This is a genomic window from Streptomyces sp. NPDC005017 (genome assembly GCF_042873115.1).
Classification (GTDB): domain Bacteria; phylum Actinomycetota; class Actinomycetes; order Streptomycetales; family Streptomycetaceae; genus Streptomyces.
This window is the reverse complement of record NZ_JBIALD010000004.1, coordinates 163,759-180,094: the sequence shown is the minus strand read 5'-3', so window position 1 is coordinate 180,094 and position 16,336 is coordinate 163,759. Positions and strand designations below refer to the sequence as shown.

The window sequence follows — 16,336 nt, the reverse complement described above, 5'->3', positions numbered from 1 at the left end:
GCGGTGAACCACTGCAAACACACCAAAGCGGTCCGCCCCTCCGAGGGGGCGGAGGGACGGACCACTGGGGGCAGGCTTCCGGCTACTCCTTGGGAGCGCCGATCGGCTTGCCTTCGGGCGACACGGCATACCATGTGCCGCCCACGCCCTGACCGTTGGTGTCGCCGGGGGCCTTGTCGCCCGCGAAGGTGTAGATGGGCCAGCAGTCGATCGTCTGCTGCTTGGCCCCGTCGGGCCGGGTGAAGGTCATCAGGCCCTTCTTCTCGACGCCCTTGGTGTCGTTGACCGCGACCGGCGCGACGACCGGCCACTTGTCCAGGCAGGCGTCGACACAGGCGGAGACCGGCTTCGGCCAGGCCTCGTCCTTCATGAACCGGTACACGGTCATGCCGTTGCCGTCCACGACGATCTCCCCGAGCTTGGGGTCCTTGCGAGTGGACAGGCCGGGCAGATCGGACGCCGTGTTGGCCTTCTTGCCGTCGGGGGCGAGTGCGTACCAGGTGCCGCCCACGCCCTGGCCGTTGGTGTCGCCGGGCTGGGCGTCCTTGGCGTAGCGGTAGGCGGGCCAGCCGCCGACGGTGAGCTGCTTGGTGCCGTCGGGCCGGGTGACCTCGCCCAGCAGGGACGGGTCGACGCCCTCGCCGGCGCTGGCGTCGTCGGACAGCACGGGCGGCCAGGCCGCGGCGCAGTCGCCGTCGCAGTTCGTCTTGGGCGGCTCCGCGGTGTCCTGGTCGAAGCGGTACAGGGTGCGGCCCGCGTTGTCGGTGAGCACCTCGCCCAGTTCGGCGTTCTCGGAGACGGCGAGCTTGCCGGCACCCTCGGCGGCCTGTCCGGCGGCATCGGCCCCGCCGGCCTGTCCGTCCTGGGTGCCTCCGCTGCCGACGTCGTACCCGCCGCCCGCGTCCGCCCCGTATCCACCGGCCGGGACGGTCGCGCCCACGTTCTGGGCCCCCGCTCCGTCCGCCTTTTCCTGACCGCACGCCGTCGTCAGCGCCAGCACGGCCACGGCGCTCGCCACGATCGAGGCGCTCCGCCAGGAGGTCTTCATCGTCAACTCCCCATGATTCCAAATTTGTTGCGGCGGACTGCTGCCGCCGCCGCACGGCATGGAGTACGCAGGCGGGCGCGCCGGTGTTCAGCCGGTGGGGGATTTCTTTTTCGGAAGGTTCGCCGGGACGTCCGGCAGCGGGTCACCGTGCGCGTCCGAGGCGTCACACCGCCGCGCCCGACTCGCCGCCGCGTCAACGCCGTTCGAACCTCCCGGCCCTCACGTCCCCCGTTCGGGGCAATACCCCCGGGACAGGGCATGGCGGATCCCGGGAGGGCTCAGGATCTTGGTCGTGCATCGAGCAGAACCGACCCGCCGCGCGGTCGTCGTGCGGGTGTTGGCCCTGGTGGCGCTCTCCTGGGCCCTGGCGGGCCTGCCGGTCGGGGACGCGGCCGCCGACGCGTGCGCCTACGCGTCGACCGGGCCCGGCGGCACGGTGGCGGTGGCGGTCGCGGGCGGCAAGCCCTGGCCGACACCGTGCCCCGAGCCGCCCCCTCCCCCTCCCCCGCCCTGCCCCGAGCCCACACCGACGCCTACGCCCACCCCCACCCCGACACCGACCCCGGAACCGCCCGAGCCGACGCCTCCGAAGCCGACGCCCGCTCCTCCGCCCCCGCCGGAGCCGCCCCCTCCGCCGAAGCCACGCCCGCGGCCCACGCCCCCGGCTCCGGCACCCCCGCCCGCCCCGGCACCGGAGCCACCCCCCGCCCCCACGCCCCCTCCCCAGCCGAAGCCGAAGCCGACCCCCACGCCGCGCACCTCGGCGACCCCGGTGAGCTACCCGCCGTACAAGGCACCGCGTCAGCAGCGCGTCGTGCGCCACGGCACCACGCCGCTCACCTTCGTCCTGCTCATCACCGTTCCCGCGGTGATCGCCGTGGCCGCCCTGCGGGCGCGCTGAACCTGGAGGCTCCTGTTGCCGGAATGGCTTGTTCTCACCCTCGCGATGCTCGCCGCGTGCGGGGTGGTCGTCGCGATCACCCTGCTGCGCCACCGCGCGGCGAGCGACGACGAGGACCCCAGCGAGACCCCGGACGTCATCGAGTACATGACGATGTGGATCGGTGTGGTGTACGCCATCGTGCTGGGCCTCGCCATCGCGGGCGTCTGGGAGGCCCGCAGTGCCGCCGAGGACCAGGTGCGGGCCGAGGCCCAGGCGCTGCACGAGATCTCGGAACGGGTCCGGGTCTATCCGGCCGACGTGCGTGACCGGATCCGGGAGGATGTCAACGCCTATGTCGGACACGTCGTGCACACCGAGTGGCAGCACATGACCGACCAGGGCGAGGTGACCGAGCGCGGCGAGGAGCTGCTGTCGCGCATCCGCCAGGACGTCACCGACTACGAGCCCGCCAGCGACTTCGAGGCCCAGGCCTACCAGCCGCTGGTGGACCAGGTCGCCGCCGCCGACCAGGCCCGCACCTCCCGGGCCACCTCGATCGGGGCGACGATGCCGGGGGTGGTGTGGTTCGGGCTGCTGGCGGGGGCGGTGATCACCATCGGCATGGTGCTGGCCCTCCAGATCCGGCGGACACCGCGCGAACTCGTCCTCGCCGGACTGTTCTCCGCGCTGATCGCCTTCCTGCTGTTCCTCATCTGGGACTTCGACGCGCCCTACAGCCGGGGCATCACGGCGTCGGCGGAGCCGTTCCTGCACCTCTTCCCGGGCGTGGAGAACTGACGGACCGGAGGGGCGGGGCCGCCGCCCCCGGAGCAGGCTCGCGCCGGGCTCAGGCGCGCGGAGACCCGGCGCCCGCGGCCGGGGCGGCTTCGGACTGACGCCCCTTCACCGTCCGGCGGCCCGGCGGCGGCCGCCACGCCGCCGTCGTCCCCCGCCCGGCGCACGCAGGTGCCCCATTCGCCCGACAGCGTTCGCGCACCTGTGCGCACCTTTCTAGCGTTTCGGTCATCGAGGTGCATTTCTGACGCAAGCGGAAAAGGTCCGCAAGCTGCTCCTCGGGGACCGGAGGATTGACCATGCGCGCGATACGCGTCGCCTCGGCCGCACTGCTGGGGGCCACCGCACTCGCCTGCTTCGCGCCGGCCGCCGCCGCGGAGGGCGGCCACGACATCACGCCGTTCGGCTTCAGCGTCCTGCCCTCGACCATCGCCGCGGGCGGCCAGGTCACCCTCCGCGTGGACCGCGACGGCGGCTGCCGGGGCAAGGTCACGGTGACCTCGGGCGTCTTCGACACCGTGCACATCAAACCGCACCATTCCGAGGCCACGGCGACGGTGGACTGGGACGCGAAACCCGGGGTGATGTACCGGGTGACGTTCACCTGTGACGGGGTGAGCGGCTCCACGGACCTGACCGTCGCCGGCGGCCGTCCGAACCACCACACCCCGGTGCCCCTCACCCCTCCGTACGGTGTGCACGCCGGCGAGGGCGGCACCTTCGGCGGGTTCGACCTCAAGGAGATCGGGCTCGGCGCCGCGCTGATCGCGGGCTCGATCGGGGCGGCGTACCACTTCTCCCGCCGCCGCACGGGCGAGGAGAGCTAGGGCCCTTCTGATGGGTCTCCGTGGGAGTAGGAGCGGCGTCCGGTGCGTGCGATCGGCGTGCGGTGCGGAGGGTCGTGTGGCGGAGCCACCTGTCCCTTCGCACCGTGCGTCGAGGGTGCGTGCCGGACGCCGTGACGCCGCGGAGACCCATCAGCAGGGCCCCAGGGCCCTGCTCGCGGCGGACAACGGGCCGGCCCCGGATCCCAGGATCCGGGGCCGGCCCGTTGTCGCTGCGCGCGGGCGGTGTCAGACGCGCTTCTCGGCGCGGCGGCGCATCCAGAACACGCCGCCGCCGATGGCGGCCAGCGCCACCAGACCGCCGCCGATGGCCATGTCGGTCGGGGTGGCGCCGGTGGTGCTGCTGCCGCCCAGACCGCCGCGGACACCGCCGATGACGGTGAACGCCGCGTCCCGCGTGAGCGGCTGACGGCCGGTGCAGTTGACGGTGATGCTGTACGACCCGGGGGCCGCGTCGTTGTTGATGGTGGCGGTGCCCTTCGACGTCTCGTTGGCGCCGTTGATGGGCGACAGGTGGGTGGACGGGAAGGCGCTGGACGTCGCCGTACCGCCCTGGGGGCAGCCGTCGACGGTGATGGTCATCTGGCCACCGCGCGCGATGACGCTGGGCAGGGCGACGATGTTGCTGGCACTGTCCCACGCGACGGCCGCGGGGGCGGCGAGCCCGAGAGCTGCGACCGCCGCGGCGGAGACCGCCAGAGCACGAGAATTGCGCATGTGATCCTCCGCGGAAGACGCCCCGGGGCCCGTCCCCGGTCGATCGGCGAGAAAGCGCCTCCCGGAACGACCCTCAGATGCCGTGCGGACGACCGCATTTCGGCGATGGTCCGTCCTGGTGAGGCAACACGCCGTAAGACAACCGCACAATCGGATATTGCCGCAGGTCACGGACCGTCAGAAAAATCCTGTTCCGCGCTACTCGGATGGCGCACCGGCCGTCCCCCGCTTAACCCGTTCGACTCTCCCCCGTCGCCGGTTCCGTGCGCGGGACTTAGCGTTCCCGTATGCGCGAAACGACGTGGCGACGGCCGCGTCGAGAGGGGATGGCGAATGTCTGCGTCCGAGCTGGCCGAAGAGGAGGAGCGGCGGAAGAAGCGCGCCCCCTGGGGCGTGATAGCGCTTGTTCTGCTGACCGGCCTCGCGCTCATTCGCAACGGGTCCGGGGAATTCGACGTGGGTCCGCCACAGCCGGCGTCCGCGGCGGCCGCCGACGGCCGCACGGCGGTGGGCGGCGTCCTCGGCCGGAGCCCGGACCCGCTGCCCTACGGCGTACCGGACCGGGTGCGGATCCCGGCGATCCGGGTCGACGCGCCCATGATGTCCGTCGGTCTGGACGCGGACGGCTGGGTCGGCGCGCCGCCGCCGGAGGACCCCAATCTGGCGGGCTGGTTCACCGGCGCCGTCTCCCCCGGCGAGAAGGGCACGGCCGTCGTCGTCGGGCACGTGGACAACAAGCAGGGCCCGGCGGTCTTCTACGGCCTCGGGGCACTGAAGAAGGGCAATCGCGTCGAGGTCGCCCGCAAGGACGGGAAGACGGCCGTGTTCGAGATCTACGGCATCGAGGTGTTCGAGAAGAACGACTTCCCCGGCGACCGCGTCTACGCCTCCAAGGGCGCCCCCGAACTGCGGGTCATCACCTGCGGCGGAGGCTTCTCCCAGCAGAACGGCTACGACGGGAACGTGGTCGCCTTCGCCCGCCTGGTCGAGGTCCGCTGAGCGGATCCCCGGCCGGGCGGGCGCCGGGCGTCAGAGGTGCTGCCGGCTCGGCACGGTGACGTGGTAGCCGTCGTCCAGCAGTTGCGGCAGATACGCGCGCAGCGCCCGGACGCTCTGGGAGCGGTCGCCCCCGGCGTCGTGCGAGAGCACCACGACACCGGGGGCGGCGCCGTTCTCGACACGGCGGCTGATGGCGCGGGCGCCGGGGGTCGTCCAGTCGAGGGTGTCCACGGTCCAGGCCAGCGGCTCCATGCCGAGCTCGGCACCGATCTGGAAGGCCGCGCGGTTCCACGCGCCGTAGGGGGCGCGGAACCACTCGGGCCGCTCTCCGACGGCCTCCTCGATGACGTCGCAGGTACGTTTCATCTCGGAGTGGATACGGGATCGGGAGAGCTTGGTCAGCAGCGGATGCGACCAGGTGTGGTTCCCCACCACATGCCCCTCGTCGGCCATGCGCTCCAGCAGTTCCGGGTTCTCGGCGGCCATCCCCCCGCACACGAAGAACATCGCCCGGACGTCGTACTCGCCCAGGGTGTCGAGGATGTCGGGGGTGTAGCGGGGGTCGGGGCCGTCGTCGAAGGTCAGCACCATCGTGCGGCCGCGGTCCGCGATCCGCAGCAGCGGCTCGTGACGCACCAGCGTCCTGGCCGGGGCGGCGCGCGGGGGTCCGTAGCCGGTGAGCGGCTGGAGCCGGTAGGCGGAGGGCTTGAGGGGGAAGCGGCGGGCGGGGGCACCGGCCGCGGGGGCGACAGGGGCGGCGGACTCGCCGCCCAGCGCGAACAGACCGGCCGTACCGGCCGCACCTGCGGCAGCCGCGCCGGCGATCAACACCCGGCGCCTGGTGAACAACTGATCCTTCTTCATGACTCATCAGTCGCCCTGCGGACGGCTGACGCACCACCACGCCACCGGTAAGGCGGTGCGAATGCACCCGCCCGGCCCAGCGCGCCCGCGGTTCGGCGGCGCGAGACGCCTTCGCTGCCCCTGGGCACGAAGGAGAGCAGGACGAGGAGGCCGGTTCGCGCCGACCGGGACGATCAGGGTGTCGAGCTGACGGACGACGGGCCGCAGGGGGCGCGCAGCGGCGGGACCAGGGCCGGCAGGGCGCACAGCAGGCTGAGGGCGCCGAAGAAGACGGCGAAGGCCTGGGGCCCCTCGGCGAGGTGGCCGCCGCCGGGCCGCCGGGTCCGCGCGGGGGCGTTCCGGGCCGGGGCGTTCGGGGCTGGGGCGTTCGGGGCTGGGGCGGGGCGCGCACTCCGGCGCTCACGAGTCCGCCCGCACGATGGCGGTCATGATCCCGCCTTCAGGGGTGGCGCTCATGATTCCGACTGCAGGTACCAGGGCGGAGGCGCCTGTCGGGGCGGGCGCCGCGGACCGGCCGGGCGAGGGCGGCCCCTGGCGGCGGCCGGGCGGGGACGGGGTGCGGGTTGTGGTGGGTTGTTCGCGCCCGCGCGGCGGAGCCGCATGTCGATACGGCCCCGCGCCCCGGGGGTTGGCAGCTTGGGCGTCGGGGTGTTCTGACCGTTCGTCGGACGGCGTGGTGTGGCTGCGTGCCGCCCTTCGGGGGCGCGGGGAACTGCGCGAGCGGGCACAGGCGGCCAGCAGACGGCGGGCGGGGGCGGCCGCCGGCGGAGTCCGGGCGGGGCGGGCTCTCCGGCAGCGGCCCGGCGGGGGCGGACCCTGGGGCGGCCGGGCGGTGCGGGCTCCCCGGCGGGGCCGGAGCCGTGGGTTCCGATAGATTTCCGGCTGTGACGGATCAGCACCGGTTCGAGCGGGGCACCGACGGCCCCAAGGTCATCATGGTCGGGGTCGACGGCTCGGACTCCTCGCTGCGGGCCGCGGCCTACGCGGGCGGTCTGGCCCGGCGGCAGCGCGCGCTGCTCGCGGTCGTGTACGTGCAGCCCGTGCTGGCGGCGGGCGCGGCGCTGGGCGCGCCCGTGGCGGAGGCGACGGGCGGGATCGCGGAGGACCTGGTGGCGCAGATCCGCGAGGCGGCCGAACGGGTCAAGGGGATATTCGACGTGCGCTGGGAGTTCCACACCCTCCGCGGTGACCCCTTCGCCGGTCTGGTGCAGGCGGCCGACGAGCTCAAGGCGGACGCCGTGGTCGTCGGCGCCTCGGAGCAGGCCGGCCACCGCATCGTCGGTTCGGTGGCGATCCGGCTGGTGAAGGCCGGGCGGTGGCCGGTGACCGTGGTTCCCTAGGGTGCCCGTGTCCGGCGGTCCCCAAGAAGCCGTCACTTCGCCATCACCAGTCCGTCCTGGGCCGCGCCCCGGCTGAGGACGACGTCACGGATGCGGTCGCGCACGGCTCTGACGTCGGCGCCCTGGCGGAGCGCGGCGTTGAGGTCGACGACCCGGCCCGCGTCGACGTCGAACAGCTGTGGCACGAACTCGGCCCTGGTGACCTCCCAGCGCCCGCCCGGCCGGGCCGGCGGCGTGAAGGTGAAGCGGCCGACGCTCGACTGGTTGCCGCGCGGGTCGCGGACGCCCTCGTGGTTGGTCATCTCGCCGGCGATCTGGTCGCCCATGCCGTAGATCACCCAGGTCCCGTTGACCTTCTCGTAGGCCTGCGGGACATGGGCGTGGGTGCCGAGGATCAGGTCGACGTCGGGGCGGCTCCCGGTGCGGGAGGCGGTGAGGGCGCGGGCCAGGGCGAGCTGCCGGTCGTCGGGGGCGTCCTGCCACTCGGTGCCCCAGTGCACGGACACCACGACCACGTCGGCGCCCGCCCGCCGGGCCGCGCGGGCGTCGGTGATCATGCGCTGTTCGTCGATGAGGTTCACGGCCCACGGCTGTCCGGCGGGCAGCGGGAAGCCGTTGGTGTCGTACGTGTAGGACAGATGGGCGACCTCCGCCGTGCCGGCCCGCAGCACGGTGACCGTGCGTGCCTCGGCCTCGGTGCGGGCCGTCCCCGCGTGCCGTACGCCCGCCCTGTCGAGGGCGTCCAGGGTGCGCAGGATGCCCGCCGCGCCGTCGTCGAGGCTGTGGTTGGAGGCGGTGGAGCAGCCGTCGTAGCCGGTGGCGGCGAGAGCCGGGGCGATCTCGGGCGGGGACTTGAAGGCGGGGTAGCCGGTGTAGTCGCCGTTCTCGCCGTAGACGGTCTCCATGTGGCACAGCGCCAGGTCGGCGCGGGCGACGACGGGTTCGATCCCGGACAGCATCGGGCGGAAGTCGTAGCCCGTGCCGCCCGCGTCGAACCGGGCCCGGTCGATGATCGAGCTGTGCGGCAGGACATCGCCGGAGGCGACGAGGGTGAAGCCGCGGGGGGCGGCGGCTCTGGGGGCCGGGTGTCCGGCTCCGGGTTCGTGGCGCTGGGCCTGACAAGCGGCGCCCGCGGTGAGGAGTGCGGTCAGGACGAGGGCGACCTGCCGTCTGCGTGCGATCATCCGTTCACCTCATATTGGTCATATTTACTGACCAATAGGTACGAAGGTGACCGGCACCCCAAACGGCCTCCACACCCCCTTTAACCCGTCCGGTCCGCGCGGATGGAGGTGTCCGGGACCGTTCGTCGAACCGTTCGCCGACGCGTTCGACCGTCCGCCGCACATCCGTGCGCACGCCCTGTCCCGGTACGGATCGCTGCGATGCCATACGCCCATGACGGCCGTGACGACTCTCACCCCCGGGACGACGACCGCCGAGCACGAGCTCGCCGCCTTGCAGCGGGAGCACGGCCGGCCCCTCTTCGCACTGCTCCTGCGGCTCTGCGACGGCGACCGGCAACGCGCCGAGGACCTCGTGCAGGAGACCCTGGTCCGCGCCTGGCGGCACCCCGAGGCGCTGCGCGCCGACGCCTTCGAATCCGTACGGCCCTGGCTGCTGACCGTGGCGCGGCGGCTCGCCATCGACGCGCGGCGGGCCCGCCAGGCACGTCCGGCCGAGGTCGGGGACGCCGTGCTGGACAGCGCGCGGGTCTGCGCCGACCACGCCGAACGGTCGGCCGCGACCGTGGATGTGCGCGAGGCTGTGAAGACACTCACTCCGGAGCACCGTGAAGTCCTGGTGCTCGTGTATTTCCAAGGGGCGAGTGTGGCGGAAGCCGCGCAAACCCTCGGCATTCCACCCGGTACCGTGAAGTCCCGCGCTTACTACGCGCTGCGCGCCCTGCGCCGGGTGCTACCGGGATACGCGGCCGACCTGCGGTGAAACCGAAAGCCGGGTCAAGCCTCCGTAAAGTGCCTTGCCCGGGACCCCGGTTGAGTAATCGGCTGTCCTCATCCGTGTTCCGGATGGGCCCTTCAGTACGGGGTCCGGGGTCGGGCGACGCGCACGCACCGGAGGAAGGCAGGAAGGGATGCAGCACAGAGGTCATCAGAGCACCGACGGCAACGGCGGCGGGGAACTGACCGTCCCCATGGCCTGGTTGTACGCCGAGTACATCGCCGACGAGCTGCTGCGGTCGGGAGACCTGATGCCGCCGACGTCCTTCGAGTTCCGGGCCGGCCGCGACGCGCTGGCGCTCACCGTCTTCCTCTCCGACACCGAGGGGGAGCTGTCCGGGATCCGGGTGGTCACCCAGCTGGAGACCTGGCTGTCGCTGACGGCCTACGACCAGCCCTGGCAGGACTGGGTGCGCGCGCGGATGGCCGAGCTCGCCGAGGAGGCGCAGGCGGCCGTGGTCCCCGCGCCCGATCTGGAACTGGCAGCGGCGGCCTGGCGCTGGCTGGAGGAGACCGAGCTGCTCGCCCCGGACCTCAACGCCGTGCCCGGCGGGGGCCTCGGCGAGGACGACAGCCCGAAGGTCTGGACTCCGGCCTGGCAGCTGGGACTTCCCCTCGGGCATCTCGCGATCAGCCTCTTCTGAAGCCCGTCCGGCAGGCCCGTACAGCCCCGTGGGGACAGGGTTTCGCGCCCCCGCGGGGGTCGTCGACGGGCCTGATCCCGAACCGATCGCGACCTTTTTCGGGACGGGACCAATCCGGGGGCCCGAGGGCTCCGAATCCCCTGGCGCCGATTCGCGCGTGGCTTGAGTGATTCGGCGGTGCGGTGCGTACGGATGGGAGCAAGGAGTAACCCCACCCGCACTCAAAGGCACGAGGATTCGGCATGAGGTCCCAGGAACGGCATCGCGACGTCGCCGCCTACGCGCTCGGCGTGCTGGACGAGGCGGAGTCCTTCCGCTTCGAGGACCACCTCATGGAGTGCCCGCGGTGCAGCGCGCATGTGACCGAATTCGGTCCCGTCACACGGCAGCTGATGCTCTACCGCACCGCGACCCCGAGGGCCGTGCACCCCATGGCGGCACCCGGGCCCCGGCTCCTGGACCGGCTGCTCGGCGAGGTCGCCGCGCGCACCCGGGCCCGGCGCAGGCGCTCGCTCTACGCCGTGGCCGCAGCGGTGGTGCTGGCGGTGGCCGGGCCGGCGATCGCGCTGACGGCCGAGCGCGGCGCCGACCCCCTGCGGGTCGAGGCGACCGACGAGCGCTCGGGCGTGTGGGCGCAGGTCACGGCCGTGGCCGAACCGTGGGGCAGCGAGGTGTCGCTGGAGGTCAAGGACGCGGCCGGTCCGAGAGTGTGCCGGCTCGTCGCCGTCGGGCACGACGGCTCCGAGGAGACGATCACCACCTGGACCGCCTCCGCCCGCGACGCCCGCCCGACCTCCACGGAGGGCGGCGCCGCCCTGCACCCGGACGAGATAGCCCGCTACGAGGTCCGCACGACGACCGGGGAGCGGCTGGTCACGATCCCCGTGCAGTGACGTGCGGGTCCCGCGGAGGCACTTGACGCCGGGGCCGGCCCGGAGCACCCGGGGAGGCTCAGTCCCTGAAGGCGACGTCCTTCGTCGCCACGGTGCCCGCGCTGCGGCCGGGGGCCTTCTGCTCGTTCCAGTAGAGGTTGGTGTGCGCGATCACCAGCTCCGGGGACGGGGCGCCGTACTCGCTGAGGTCCTCGGTGGTGTGGGCGTCGCCGACCAGCAAGACGTCGTAGCCGCGGGTGAAGGCGCCGTGGACGGTGGAGCGGATGCAGGCGTCGGTCTGCGCGCCGGTGACGAGGATCCGGCCGATCCCGCGATCGGCGAGGACCTCCTCCAGATCGGTGTCCTCGAAGGAGTCGCCGAAGTGCTTGTGCACGACGGGCTCGCCGTCGCGCCGCACCAGCTCCGGCACGTACTCCCAACCCTCGCTGTCCCGTATCAGATGCTCGTCCGAGTGCTGCACCCACACCACCGGCACGTCCTCGGCCCTGGCGCGGTCGACCAGGGCGGCGATGTTGGCGGTGACTGCCTCGCGGTCGTGCGCCGACGCCACCACGTCCTTCTGGAAGTCGATGACGAGCACGGCGGTGTGCGGACGGTCGGGCAGAGTGCTCACTGGGGCCTCCCGGTGCGGTGCCTGCGGTCGCGGATCACGTACGGGCCAGGCCAGGACACCCCACTGACACGCCGGCCCGGGTCACTTCAGCAGCCGGGACATCCGGCGGTCCGCGAGCGGTTTGCCGCCGGTCTGGCAGGTGGGGCAGTACTGGAGGGAAGAGTCGCTGAAGGAGACCTCGCGGACGGTGTCGCCGCAGACCGGACAGGCCTCGCCGGTGCGGCCGTGGACGCGCAGTCCGCTCTTCTTCTCGGCCTTCAGCCGCCCCGCGGCCAGGCCCCGGGACCGCTCGACCGCCTCGGTCAGGGTTTCGCGCAGGGCCGTGTAGAGGGTCCGGGTCTCGTCCGGGGTCAGCTTGGCGGCCAGTCTGAAGGGGGACATCCTCGCCGCGTGCAGGATCTCGTCGCTGTAGGCGTTGCCCACGCCGACGATCAGGCTCTGGTCGCGCAGGGCGCCCTTGAGCTGGCGGTGCTCGTCCTTCAGCAGCGCGGCGAACGCGGCCTCGTCGAAGCCGTCGGCGAGGGGGTCGGGGCCGAGCCGGGCGATGCCGGGGACCTCCCCGGGGTCCTGGACGACGTACACCGCGAGGCGCTTCTGGGTGCCGGCCTCCGTCAGGTCGAAGCCCGCGCCCGTCTCCAGGGCGACGCGCAGGGCGAGCGGACCCCTGCCGGGCTTGGGCATGCCGTCCGGGAGGCGGTCCTTCCACTGGAGCCAGCCCGCGCGGGCGAGGTGGGTGACCAGGTGCGGTCCGCCGTCGGTGGCCAGGGCCAGGAACTTGCCGCGCCGTCCGACGCCGGTGACCGTGCGGCCCTCGAGGGCCGAGAGGGGAGGGTCGTACGTCTTCAGGACGCTGATCGCGACGGGCAGCGCGCGGACGATCTCATGACCGGTCAGATGCTCGGTGAGGAAGTCCTTCAGCGCTTCGACCTCGGGGAGTTCCGGCATAGGTCCAGGGTGCCATCAGGGAGCGGAACGCTCAGATCCGCACGGCCGGCCGGAGGGCGCCGCCCCGCCCTCAGGTCCCCACGGCCTGGCGAACAACGACGCCCCGCCCCGCCCTCAGGTCCCACGGCCTGGCGAACAACGACGCCCCCGCCCGGCGCTCGGGTCCGCGCGCCCGGGCGGACATCCGGGTGCGGTCCCCGGCGCGGCGCTCACCTCCGTCGGTTCGGCCGCCGCCGGTCGCTCTCCGGCACGTCGAACTCGCACCACACGCACTTGCCGCCGCCGCGGGCCTCCACGCCCCAGTCGTCGGTGAGCAGGTCGACCAGGAGCAGACCGCGGCCGGAGACCCCGGACTCCCCCGCCTCACGGCGGCGCGGCAGGGCGCTGGAGGAGTCCTCGACCTCGACCCGCAGCCGCCGGCCGCCGGCCAGGGCCCGCAGGGTGACGATCGCGGCGCCCTCGGTGTGCATCAGGGCGTTGGTGATCAGTTCGTCGGCGATGAGTTCGATCTCGTCGGCACGGTCCCGGGCACCCCAGGTGTGCACGGCGGCACGGACCATGTGCCGGGCCTCGTGCAGGGCCTCCGGGTCACCGGGGGCCACATGCTGCTGGAGCCGCCCGCCGCCCACGGGCGCGTCCAGGCCGCGCCGGTGCAGCAGGAGCAGGGCCACGTCGTCGTCGCCGCCGCGCTCCTCGGCGAGGTCGATGAGCATGTCGGCGAGGCGGCGCACGTCCTCGGGGCCCGAGGCGATGAGCGCCGTGAGGGTGCGCATGCCGTCGTCCAGGTCGGAGCCCGGCATCTCGACCAGGCCGTCGGTGCACAGCAGCAGGGTGTGCCCGGGGTCGAGCTCGACGGTGGAGACCGGGTACTCCAGGCTGCCGAACTCCGCCGACAGCCCGAGCGGCAGCCCGCCCGGGACGGGGATCCTGCGGCAGGAGCGGTCCGCGTGGCGCAGCAGCGGGTCGATGTGACCGGCGCGCACCACCTGGACCACTCCGGTGGCCAGGTCGGCCTCGGCGTAGAGGCAGGTGGCGAAGCGGTCGGTGTCGAGCTCGTGCAGGAAGACGGAGGCTCGGGCCATCACCGTGGCCGGGGTGTGGCCCTCGGCGGCGTAGGCGCGCAGCACGATCCGGAGCTGGCCCATGACGGCGGCGGCGTGCGTGTCGTGGCCCTGGACGTCCCCGATGACGGCGCCGACGCGGCCGCCGGGCAGCGGGATGAGGTCGTACCAGTCGCCGCCGATGTCCCGGCCCTGGGAGCCGCCGATGGCGGCGGCGCGGTAGCGGACGGCGACGTCGGCGCCGCGCACGCTGGGGATCGTGCGCGGCAGCATGGCCTGCTGGAGGCCCTGGGCGATGTCCTTCTCCTGCTCGTAGAACATGGCCCGTTGCAGGCTCTGGGCGATGCTGCTGCCGAGCGCGACGAGGATGTTGCGTTCCTCGGCGGTGAAGCCGCGGCGGTCGTTGTAGAGCAGGCCCATCGCGCCGATCGGGCGGGCCTGCACGATCAGCGGCAGATAGGCGGCCGAGGTGATCCTCAGGTCGGTGATGTGCGGCCACAGGATCGGATAGCCGGCCGCGAACTCCTCGGGGGACTCGATGAAGCGGGGGCTGAGGGTCCGTACGACCTCGTTCATCGGGTACGGCTCGTCGATGCCGGTGACGTCGGTGCCGGCGACGAAACTGCCCGCGGGTCCCTCGGCGATCAGCCGGACGCGGCCCGCCTCGACCAGGCCCATCACCAGGCTGGTGGCGCCGAGGTGGGTGAGCCCGTGGGTGTCCTTGAGGACGTCGATGACGTCCTGGACGGTGCGGGCGTGGGCGAGGGCGGCCGTGGTCAGCTGGACGACATTGGTCTGTTCGCGCAGTGCCGTGTCCTGCTCGAGCCGTTCACGGCGGGTCGCGATGTCGGCGAGTTCCTGGGTGGCGTCACGGACGACACCGATGATCCGGCGGGGCCGGCCGGTCTCGTCGCGCCGGATGTAGCCCTGGGTGTGGGTCCACTGCTGGGTGCCGTCGCGGCGGCGGATGCGGAAGTAGGCGCCGTAGTTCTCGCTGCCGTCCTTGAGGGCCTGCGAGACGGTGGCGTCCAGCCTGCGGGCCTCGTTGGGCGGCACGCGGACGGCGAGGGTCTCGGGGCGGTCGTCGTACTCCTCGGGGAGGATGTCGAAGATCGCGTGTGCCTGGGCGTCCATCACCATCAGGCCCGCGTCCAGGTCCCAGTCGAAGCTGCCCATGCGGTTGAGCGCGAGGATCGCGTTCGCGTGGTCGGGCCAGTCGTCCGGGAGTGACATCGTGCCCGCTCCCCGATCAGCCATGGGCCCACCTTGCCAGGATTCGTCCGATTCCACGAGCGGGGCCTGCCGGCCGGGCGACCCCGCCACGGGTGGCCTTCTCACCCGCCGAGGAAGCCGAGGGGGCTGCCGAAGACGATCCCGGTGGCCCGGGGCGCGGCCGGGTCCTCGGGGATCAGGCCGCCGCCGTCGGGCAGGTCGGGGGAGTCCGGGACGGTCTGCGGTCCGACACCGCCGCCGGGCGACGTACCGGTGCCGGGCTCGCTCGGCGGACGGGCGCCGGGGGGCGTCGCGGTCACCGTGGCCGTCGGGCAGGCGGTGGCGGTCGCGGTGGGCGGCGCGGCCGAGGGGGTGGCGCCCGGGGTGACCGTCACGGTCGGCGTCACGAGGCAGTCGGCCGGGGACTCGCCGGGCTCCGAGGCGCCGGGCTCCGAGGCGTCGGGGGACGTGCTGTTCCCGTCCCGCAGGTCCTCTCGGGGAGCGCTCGGGCTCGACGGGTCCGGGCGGGACCGGTCCGGGTCGGGCCGGCCGGGGGGCGAGGTGTCCTCGCCCGGGGTGCCGGTGCCGGTGCCGGGGCCACTCGGACTCGCGCTCGGGCTGTCCGACCCGCTCGGGGACGGGGGCCGGGTCACCCAGGCGGGCGGGGCCACCGGACGGTCGTGGCGGGCGTCGCGGCCGCACCGCCGCTCGATCCAGGTGTCGTTGACGACGTCGACGATGGTGATGTGGGTGATCACCTTCGGCGCCGGGGTCACCACGACCACCTCGGCCGGGCGGTAGCCGGACCAGGCCGTGCCGGCGGTCGACTCGGGCCCGCCCGCCCCGGACGGCGGCAGCAGGGGGTTGCCGCAGGCGCAGCGCACCCGGGGCACTCCCCTCGTGTCGACGAGGACGGCGGTGCCGGCCTGGAGGACCGACTGGTAGACCGTCGTACGGCCGTCGCGCCAGCCGTGGTTGGTGACCCGGGTGTCGGCGCGCAGCTGCACCGGGGTCAGGCCGCGCAGATAGCCGGGGACGGCCTGTGCGCCGATGCCCTCGACCTCGGCGAAGGCACGCGCCTTGGCCGGGTCCGCGGTGAGGTGGCCGATCTGGCGCCCCACGTCACAGCTGCCGACCCCCTCGGTGCCGCCGTACAGACCGGGCGTGGCTCCGGAGACGAGGCGTGGCCGGGCGAGGGGTTCGGAGCCGCGTGGCGTCGGGGTGGCGGGCGCGGGCTTCGCCGTCGGGCCGGCCGTGGAGGCCGTGAACGGGTCGGGGCCATGGGCCGCGGCCGGCTGGAGGAAGACCTCGCCGCCCGCCTCGCCCGGCTCGGTGTCAGCGCCGGCACAGCCGGCGACGACCAGCGCCGCCAGGAGCGCGCACGCGGTGACGAGGGTTCGGATGGGTGAGGGCACCACGTTCTCCCGCCTCGTTTCGGGCAATACCTCACCATTGTTTGCTTCACTCACTTGGGTTACGCAAGCGGAGCATGCGGACACGCGCTGTGACCGGTCCG

At 73.4% G+C, this 16,336-nt stretch carries 16 protein-coding genes; 8 read left to right on the top strand and 8 right to left on the bottom strand.

What is annotated here, in order from left to right; all coding sequences use genetic code 11:
- Positions 1-82: 82 nt before the first annotated feature.
- The gene (locus tag ACFYR0_RS08000) at positions 83-1,048 is read right to left on the bottom strand and encodes an SCO0930 family lipoprotein (RefSeq protein WP_389323092.1); all 966 of its coding nucleotides are present in this window, start codon (positions 1,046-1,048) and stop codon (positions 83-85) included.
- 292 nt (positions 1,049-1,340) lie between these two features.
- Between ACFYR0_RS08000 and ACFYR0_RS07995 the strand changes: the two genes are divergently transcribed.
- The 3 genes from ACFYR0_RS07995 (at position 1,341) to ACFYR0_RS07985 (ending at position 3,553) form a co-directional block, all read left to right on the top strand.
- Positions 1,341-1,949, top strand: a complete 609-nt coding sequence (locus ACFYR0_RS07995) for a hypothetical protein (protein WP_389323090.1) — start codon at positions 1,341-1,343, stop codon at positions 1,947-1,949.
- 15 nt (positions 1,950-1,964) lie between these two features.
- The gene (locus ACFYR0_RS07990) at positions 1,965-2,729 is read left to right on the top strand and encodes a hypothetical protein (protein WP_389323088.1); all 765 of its coding nucleotides are present in this window, start codon (positions 1,965-1,967) and stop codon (positions 2,727-2,729) included.
- A 296-nt stretch (positions 2,730-3,025) separates the two neighbouring features.
- Positions 3,026-3,553, top strand: a complete 528-nt coding sequence (locus ACFYR0_RS07985) for a hypothetical protein (protein WP_389323086.1) — start codon at positions 3,026-3,028, stop codon at positions 3,551-3,553.
- Positions 3,554-3,799: 246 nt separating this feature from the next.
- On the opposite strand, the gene ACFYR0_RS07980 is transcribed toward ACFYR0_RS07985, so the two are convergent.
- Entirely contained in the window at positions 3,800-4,288 is a 489-nt protein-coding gene (locus ACFYR0_RS07980) for a hypothetical protein (protein ID WP_389323084.1), read from the bottom strand.
- Positions 4,289-4,621: 333 nt separating this feature from the next.
- Between ACFYR0_RS07980 and ACFYR0_RS07975 the strand changes: the two genes are divergently transcribed.
- A complete protein-coding gene (locus ACFYR0_RS07975; RefSeq protein ID WP_389323082.1) occupies positions 4,622-5,287 on the top strand; it encodes a class F sortase in 666 nt (221 codons plus the stop codon).
- A 30-nt stretch (positions 5,288-5,317) separates the two neighbouring features.
- On the opposite strand, the gene ACFYR0_RS07970 is transcribed toward ACFYR0_RS07975, so the two are convergent.
- Positions 5,318-6,151 (bottom strand): polysaccharide deacetylase family protein, encoded by an 834-nt coding sequence (locus ACFYR0_RS07970; RefSeq protein ID WP_389323080.1) that lies wholly within the window; start codon positions 6,149-6,151, stop codon positions 5,318-5,320.
- Between the two features lie 884 nt (positions 6,152-7,035).
- On the opposite strand from ACFYR0_RS07970, the gene ACFYR0_RS07965 reads away from it, so the two are divergent.
- Positions 7,036-7,491: a universal stress protein gene (locus tag ACFYR0_RS07965; protein ID WP_389323078.1), complete on the top strand. Its 456-nt coding sequence runs from the start codon at positions 7,036-7,038 to the stop codon at positions 7,489-7,491.
- 32 nt (positions 7,492-7,523) lie between these two features.
- Here ACFYR0_RS07965 and ACFYR0_RS07960 read toward each other — a convergent pair whose 3' ends face one another.
- The gene (locus ACFYR0_RS07960) at positions 7,524-8,675 is read right to left on the bottom strand and encodes a CapA family protein (RefSeq protein ID WP_389323076.1); all 1,152 of its coding nucleotides are present in this window, start codon (positions 8,673-8,675) and stop codon (positions 7,524-7,526) included.
- A gap of 214 nt (positions 8,676-8,889) precedes the next feature.
- Here ACFYR0_RS07960 and ACFYR0_RS07955 point away from each other — a divergent pair, with 214 nt between their 5' ends.
- The 3 genes from ACFYR0_RS07955 to ACFYR0_RS07945 all read left to right on the top strand — a co-directional run bounded on the left by ACFYR0_RS07955 (position 8,890) and on the right by ACFYR0_RS07945 (position 10,989).
- Positions 8,890-9,438: a sigma-70 family RNA polymerase sigma factor gene (locus ACFYR0_RS07955; protein WP_389323074.1), complete on the top strand. Its 549-nt coding sequence runs from the start codon at positions 8,890-8,892 to the stop codon at positions 9,436-9,438.
- A 148-nt stretch (positions 9,439-9,586) separates the two neighbouring features.
- Positions 9,587-10,096, top strand: a complete 510-nt coding sequence (locus tag ACFYR0_RS07950) for a hypothetical protein (protein WP_389323072.1) — start codon at positions 9,587-9,589, stop codon at positions 10,094-10,096.
- Between the two features lie 242 nt (positions 10,097-10,338).
- Positions 10,339-10,989, top strand: a complete 651-nt coding sequence (locus ACFYR0_RS07945; protein ID WP_389323070.1) for a zf-HC2 domain-containing protein — start codon at positions 10,339-10,341, stop codon at positions 10,987-10,989.
- Between the two features lie 58 nt (positions 10,990-11,047).
- Here ACFYR0_RS07945 and ACFYR0_RS07940 read toward each other — a convergent pair whose 3' ends face one another.
- From ACFYR0_RS07940 to ACFYR0_RS07925, 4 genes are all read right to left on the bottom strand, one after another.
- Positions 11,048-11,602 (bottom strand): isochorismatase family protein, encoded by a 555-nt coding sequence (locus ACFYR0_RS07940; RefSeq protein WP_389323068.1) that lies wholly within the window; start codon positions 11,600-11,602, stop codon positions 11,048-11,050.
- A gap of 81 nt (positions 11,603-11,683) precedes the next feature.
- Entirely contained in the window at positions 11,684-12,547 is an 864-nt protein-coding gene (locus tag ACFYR0_RS07935; protein ID WP_389323066.1) for an Fpg/Nei family DNA glycosylase, read from the bottom strand.
- A 209-nt stretch (positions 12,548-12,756) separates the two neighbouring features.
- Positions 12,757-14,865 carry a SpoIIE family protein phosphatase gene (locus ACFYR0_RS07930; protein WP_389323064.1) on the bottom strand — a complete coding sequence of 703 codons (2,109 nt, stop codon included), beginning with the start codon at positions 14,863-14,865 and terminating at the stop codon, positions 12,757-12,759.
- Between the two features lie 77 nt (positions 14,866-14,942).
- Positions 14,943-16,235, bottom strand: a complete 1,293-nt coding sequence (locus ACFYR0_RS07925) for a DUF6777 domain-containing protein (protein ID WP_389323062.1) — start codon at positions 16,233-16,235, stop codon at positions 14,943-14,945.
- Positions 16,236-16,336 lie beyond the last annotated feature (101 nt).

Excerpts from the sequence above, each read along its gene's own strand:
- ACFYR0_RS07935 (WP_389323066.1), bottom strand. The coding sequence starts at position 12,547 with ATGCCGGAACTCCCCGAGGTCGAAGCGCTGAAGGACTTCCTCACCGAG.
- ACFYR0_RS07975 (WP_389323082.1), top strand. The coding sequence starts at position 4,622 with ATGTCTGCGTCCGAGCTGGCCGAAGAGGAGGAGCGGCGGAAGAAGCGC.
- ACFYR0_RS08000 (WP_389323092.1), bottom strand. The coding sequence starts at position 1,048 with ATGAAGACCTCCTGGCGGAGCGCCTCGATCGTGGCGAGCGCCGTGGCC.
- ACFYR0_RS07955 (WP_389323074.1), top strand. The coding sequence starts at position 8,890 with ATGACGGCCGTGACGACTCTCACCCCCGGGACGACGACCGCCGAGCAC.
- ACFYR0_RS07970 (WP_389323080.1), bottom strand. The coding sequence starts at position 6,151 with ATGAAGAAGGATCAGTTGTTCACCAGGCGCCGGGTGTTGATCGCCGGC.
- ACFYR0_RS07930 (WP_389323064.1), bottom strand. The coding sequence starts at position 14,865 with ATGGCTGATCGGGGAGCGGGCACGATGTCACTCCCGGACGACTGGCCC.
- ACFYR0_RS07960 (WP_389323076.1), bottom strand. The coding sequence starts at position 8,675 with ATGATCGCACGCAGACGGCAGGTCGCCCTCGTCCTGACCGCACTCCTC.
- ACFYR0_RS07980 (WP_389323084.1), bottom strand. The coding sequence starts at position 4,288 with ATGCGCAATTCTCGTGCTCTGGCGGTCTCCGCCGCGGCGGTCGCAGCT.
- ACFYR0_RS07950 (WP_389323072.1), top strand. The coding sequence starts at position 9,587 with ATGCAGCACAGAGGTCATCAGAGCACCGACGGCAACGGCGGCGGGGAA.
- ACFYR0_RS07945 (WP_389323070.1), top strand. The coding sequence starts at position 10,339 with ATGAGGTCCCAGGAACGGCATCGCGACGTCGCCGCCTACGCGCTCGGC.
- ACFYR0_RS07985 (WP_389323086.1), top strand. The coding sequence starts at position 3,026 with ATGCGCGCGATACGCGTCGCCTCGGCCGCACTGCTGGGGGCCACCGCA.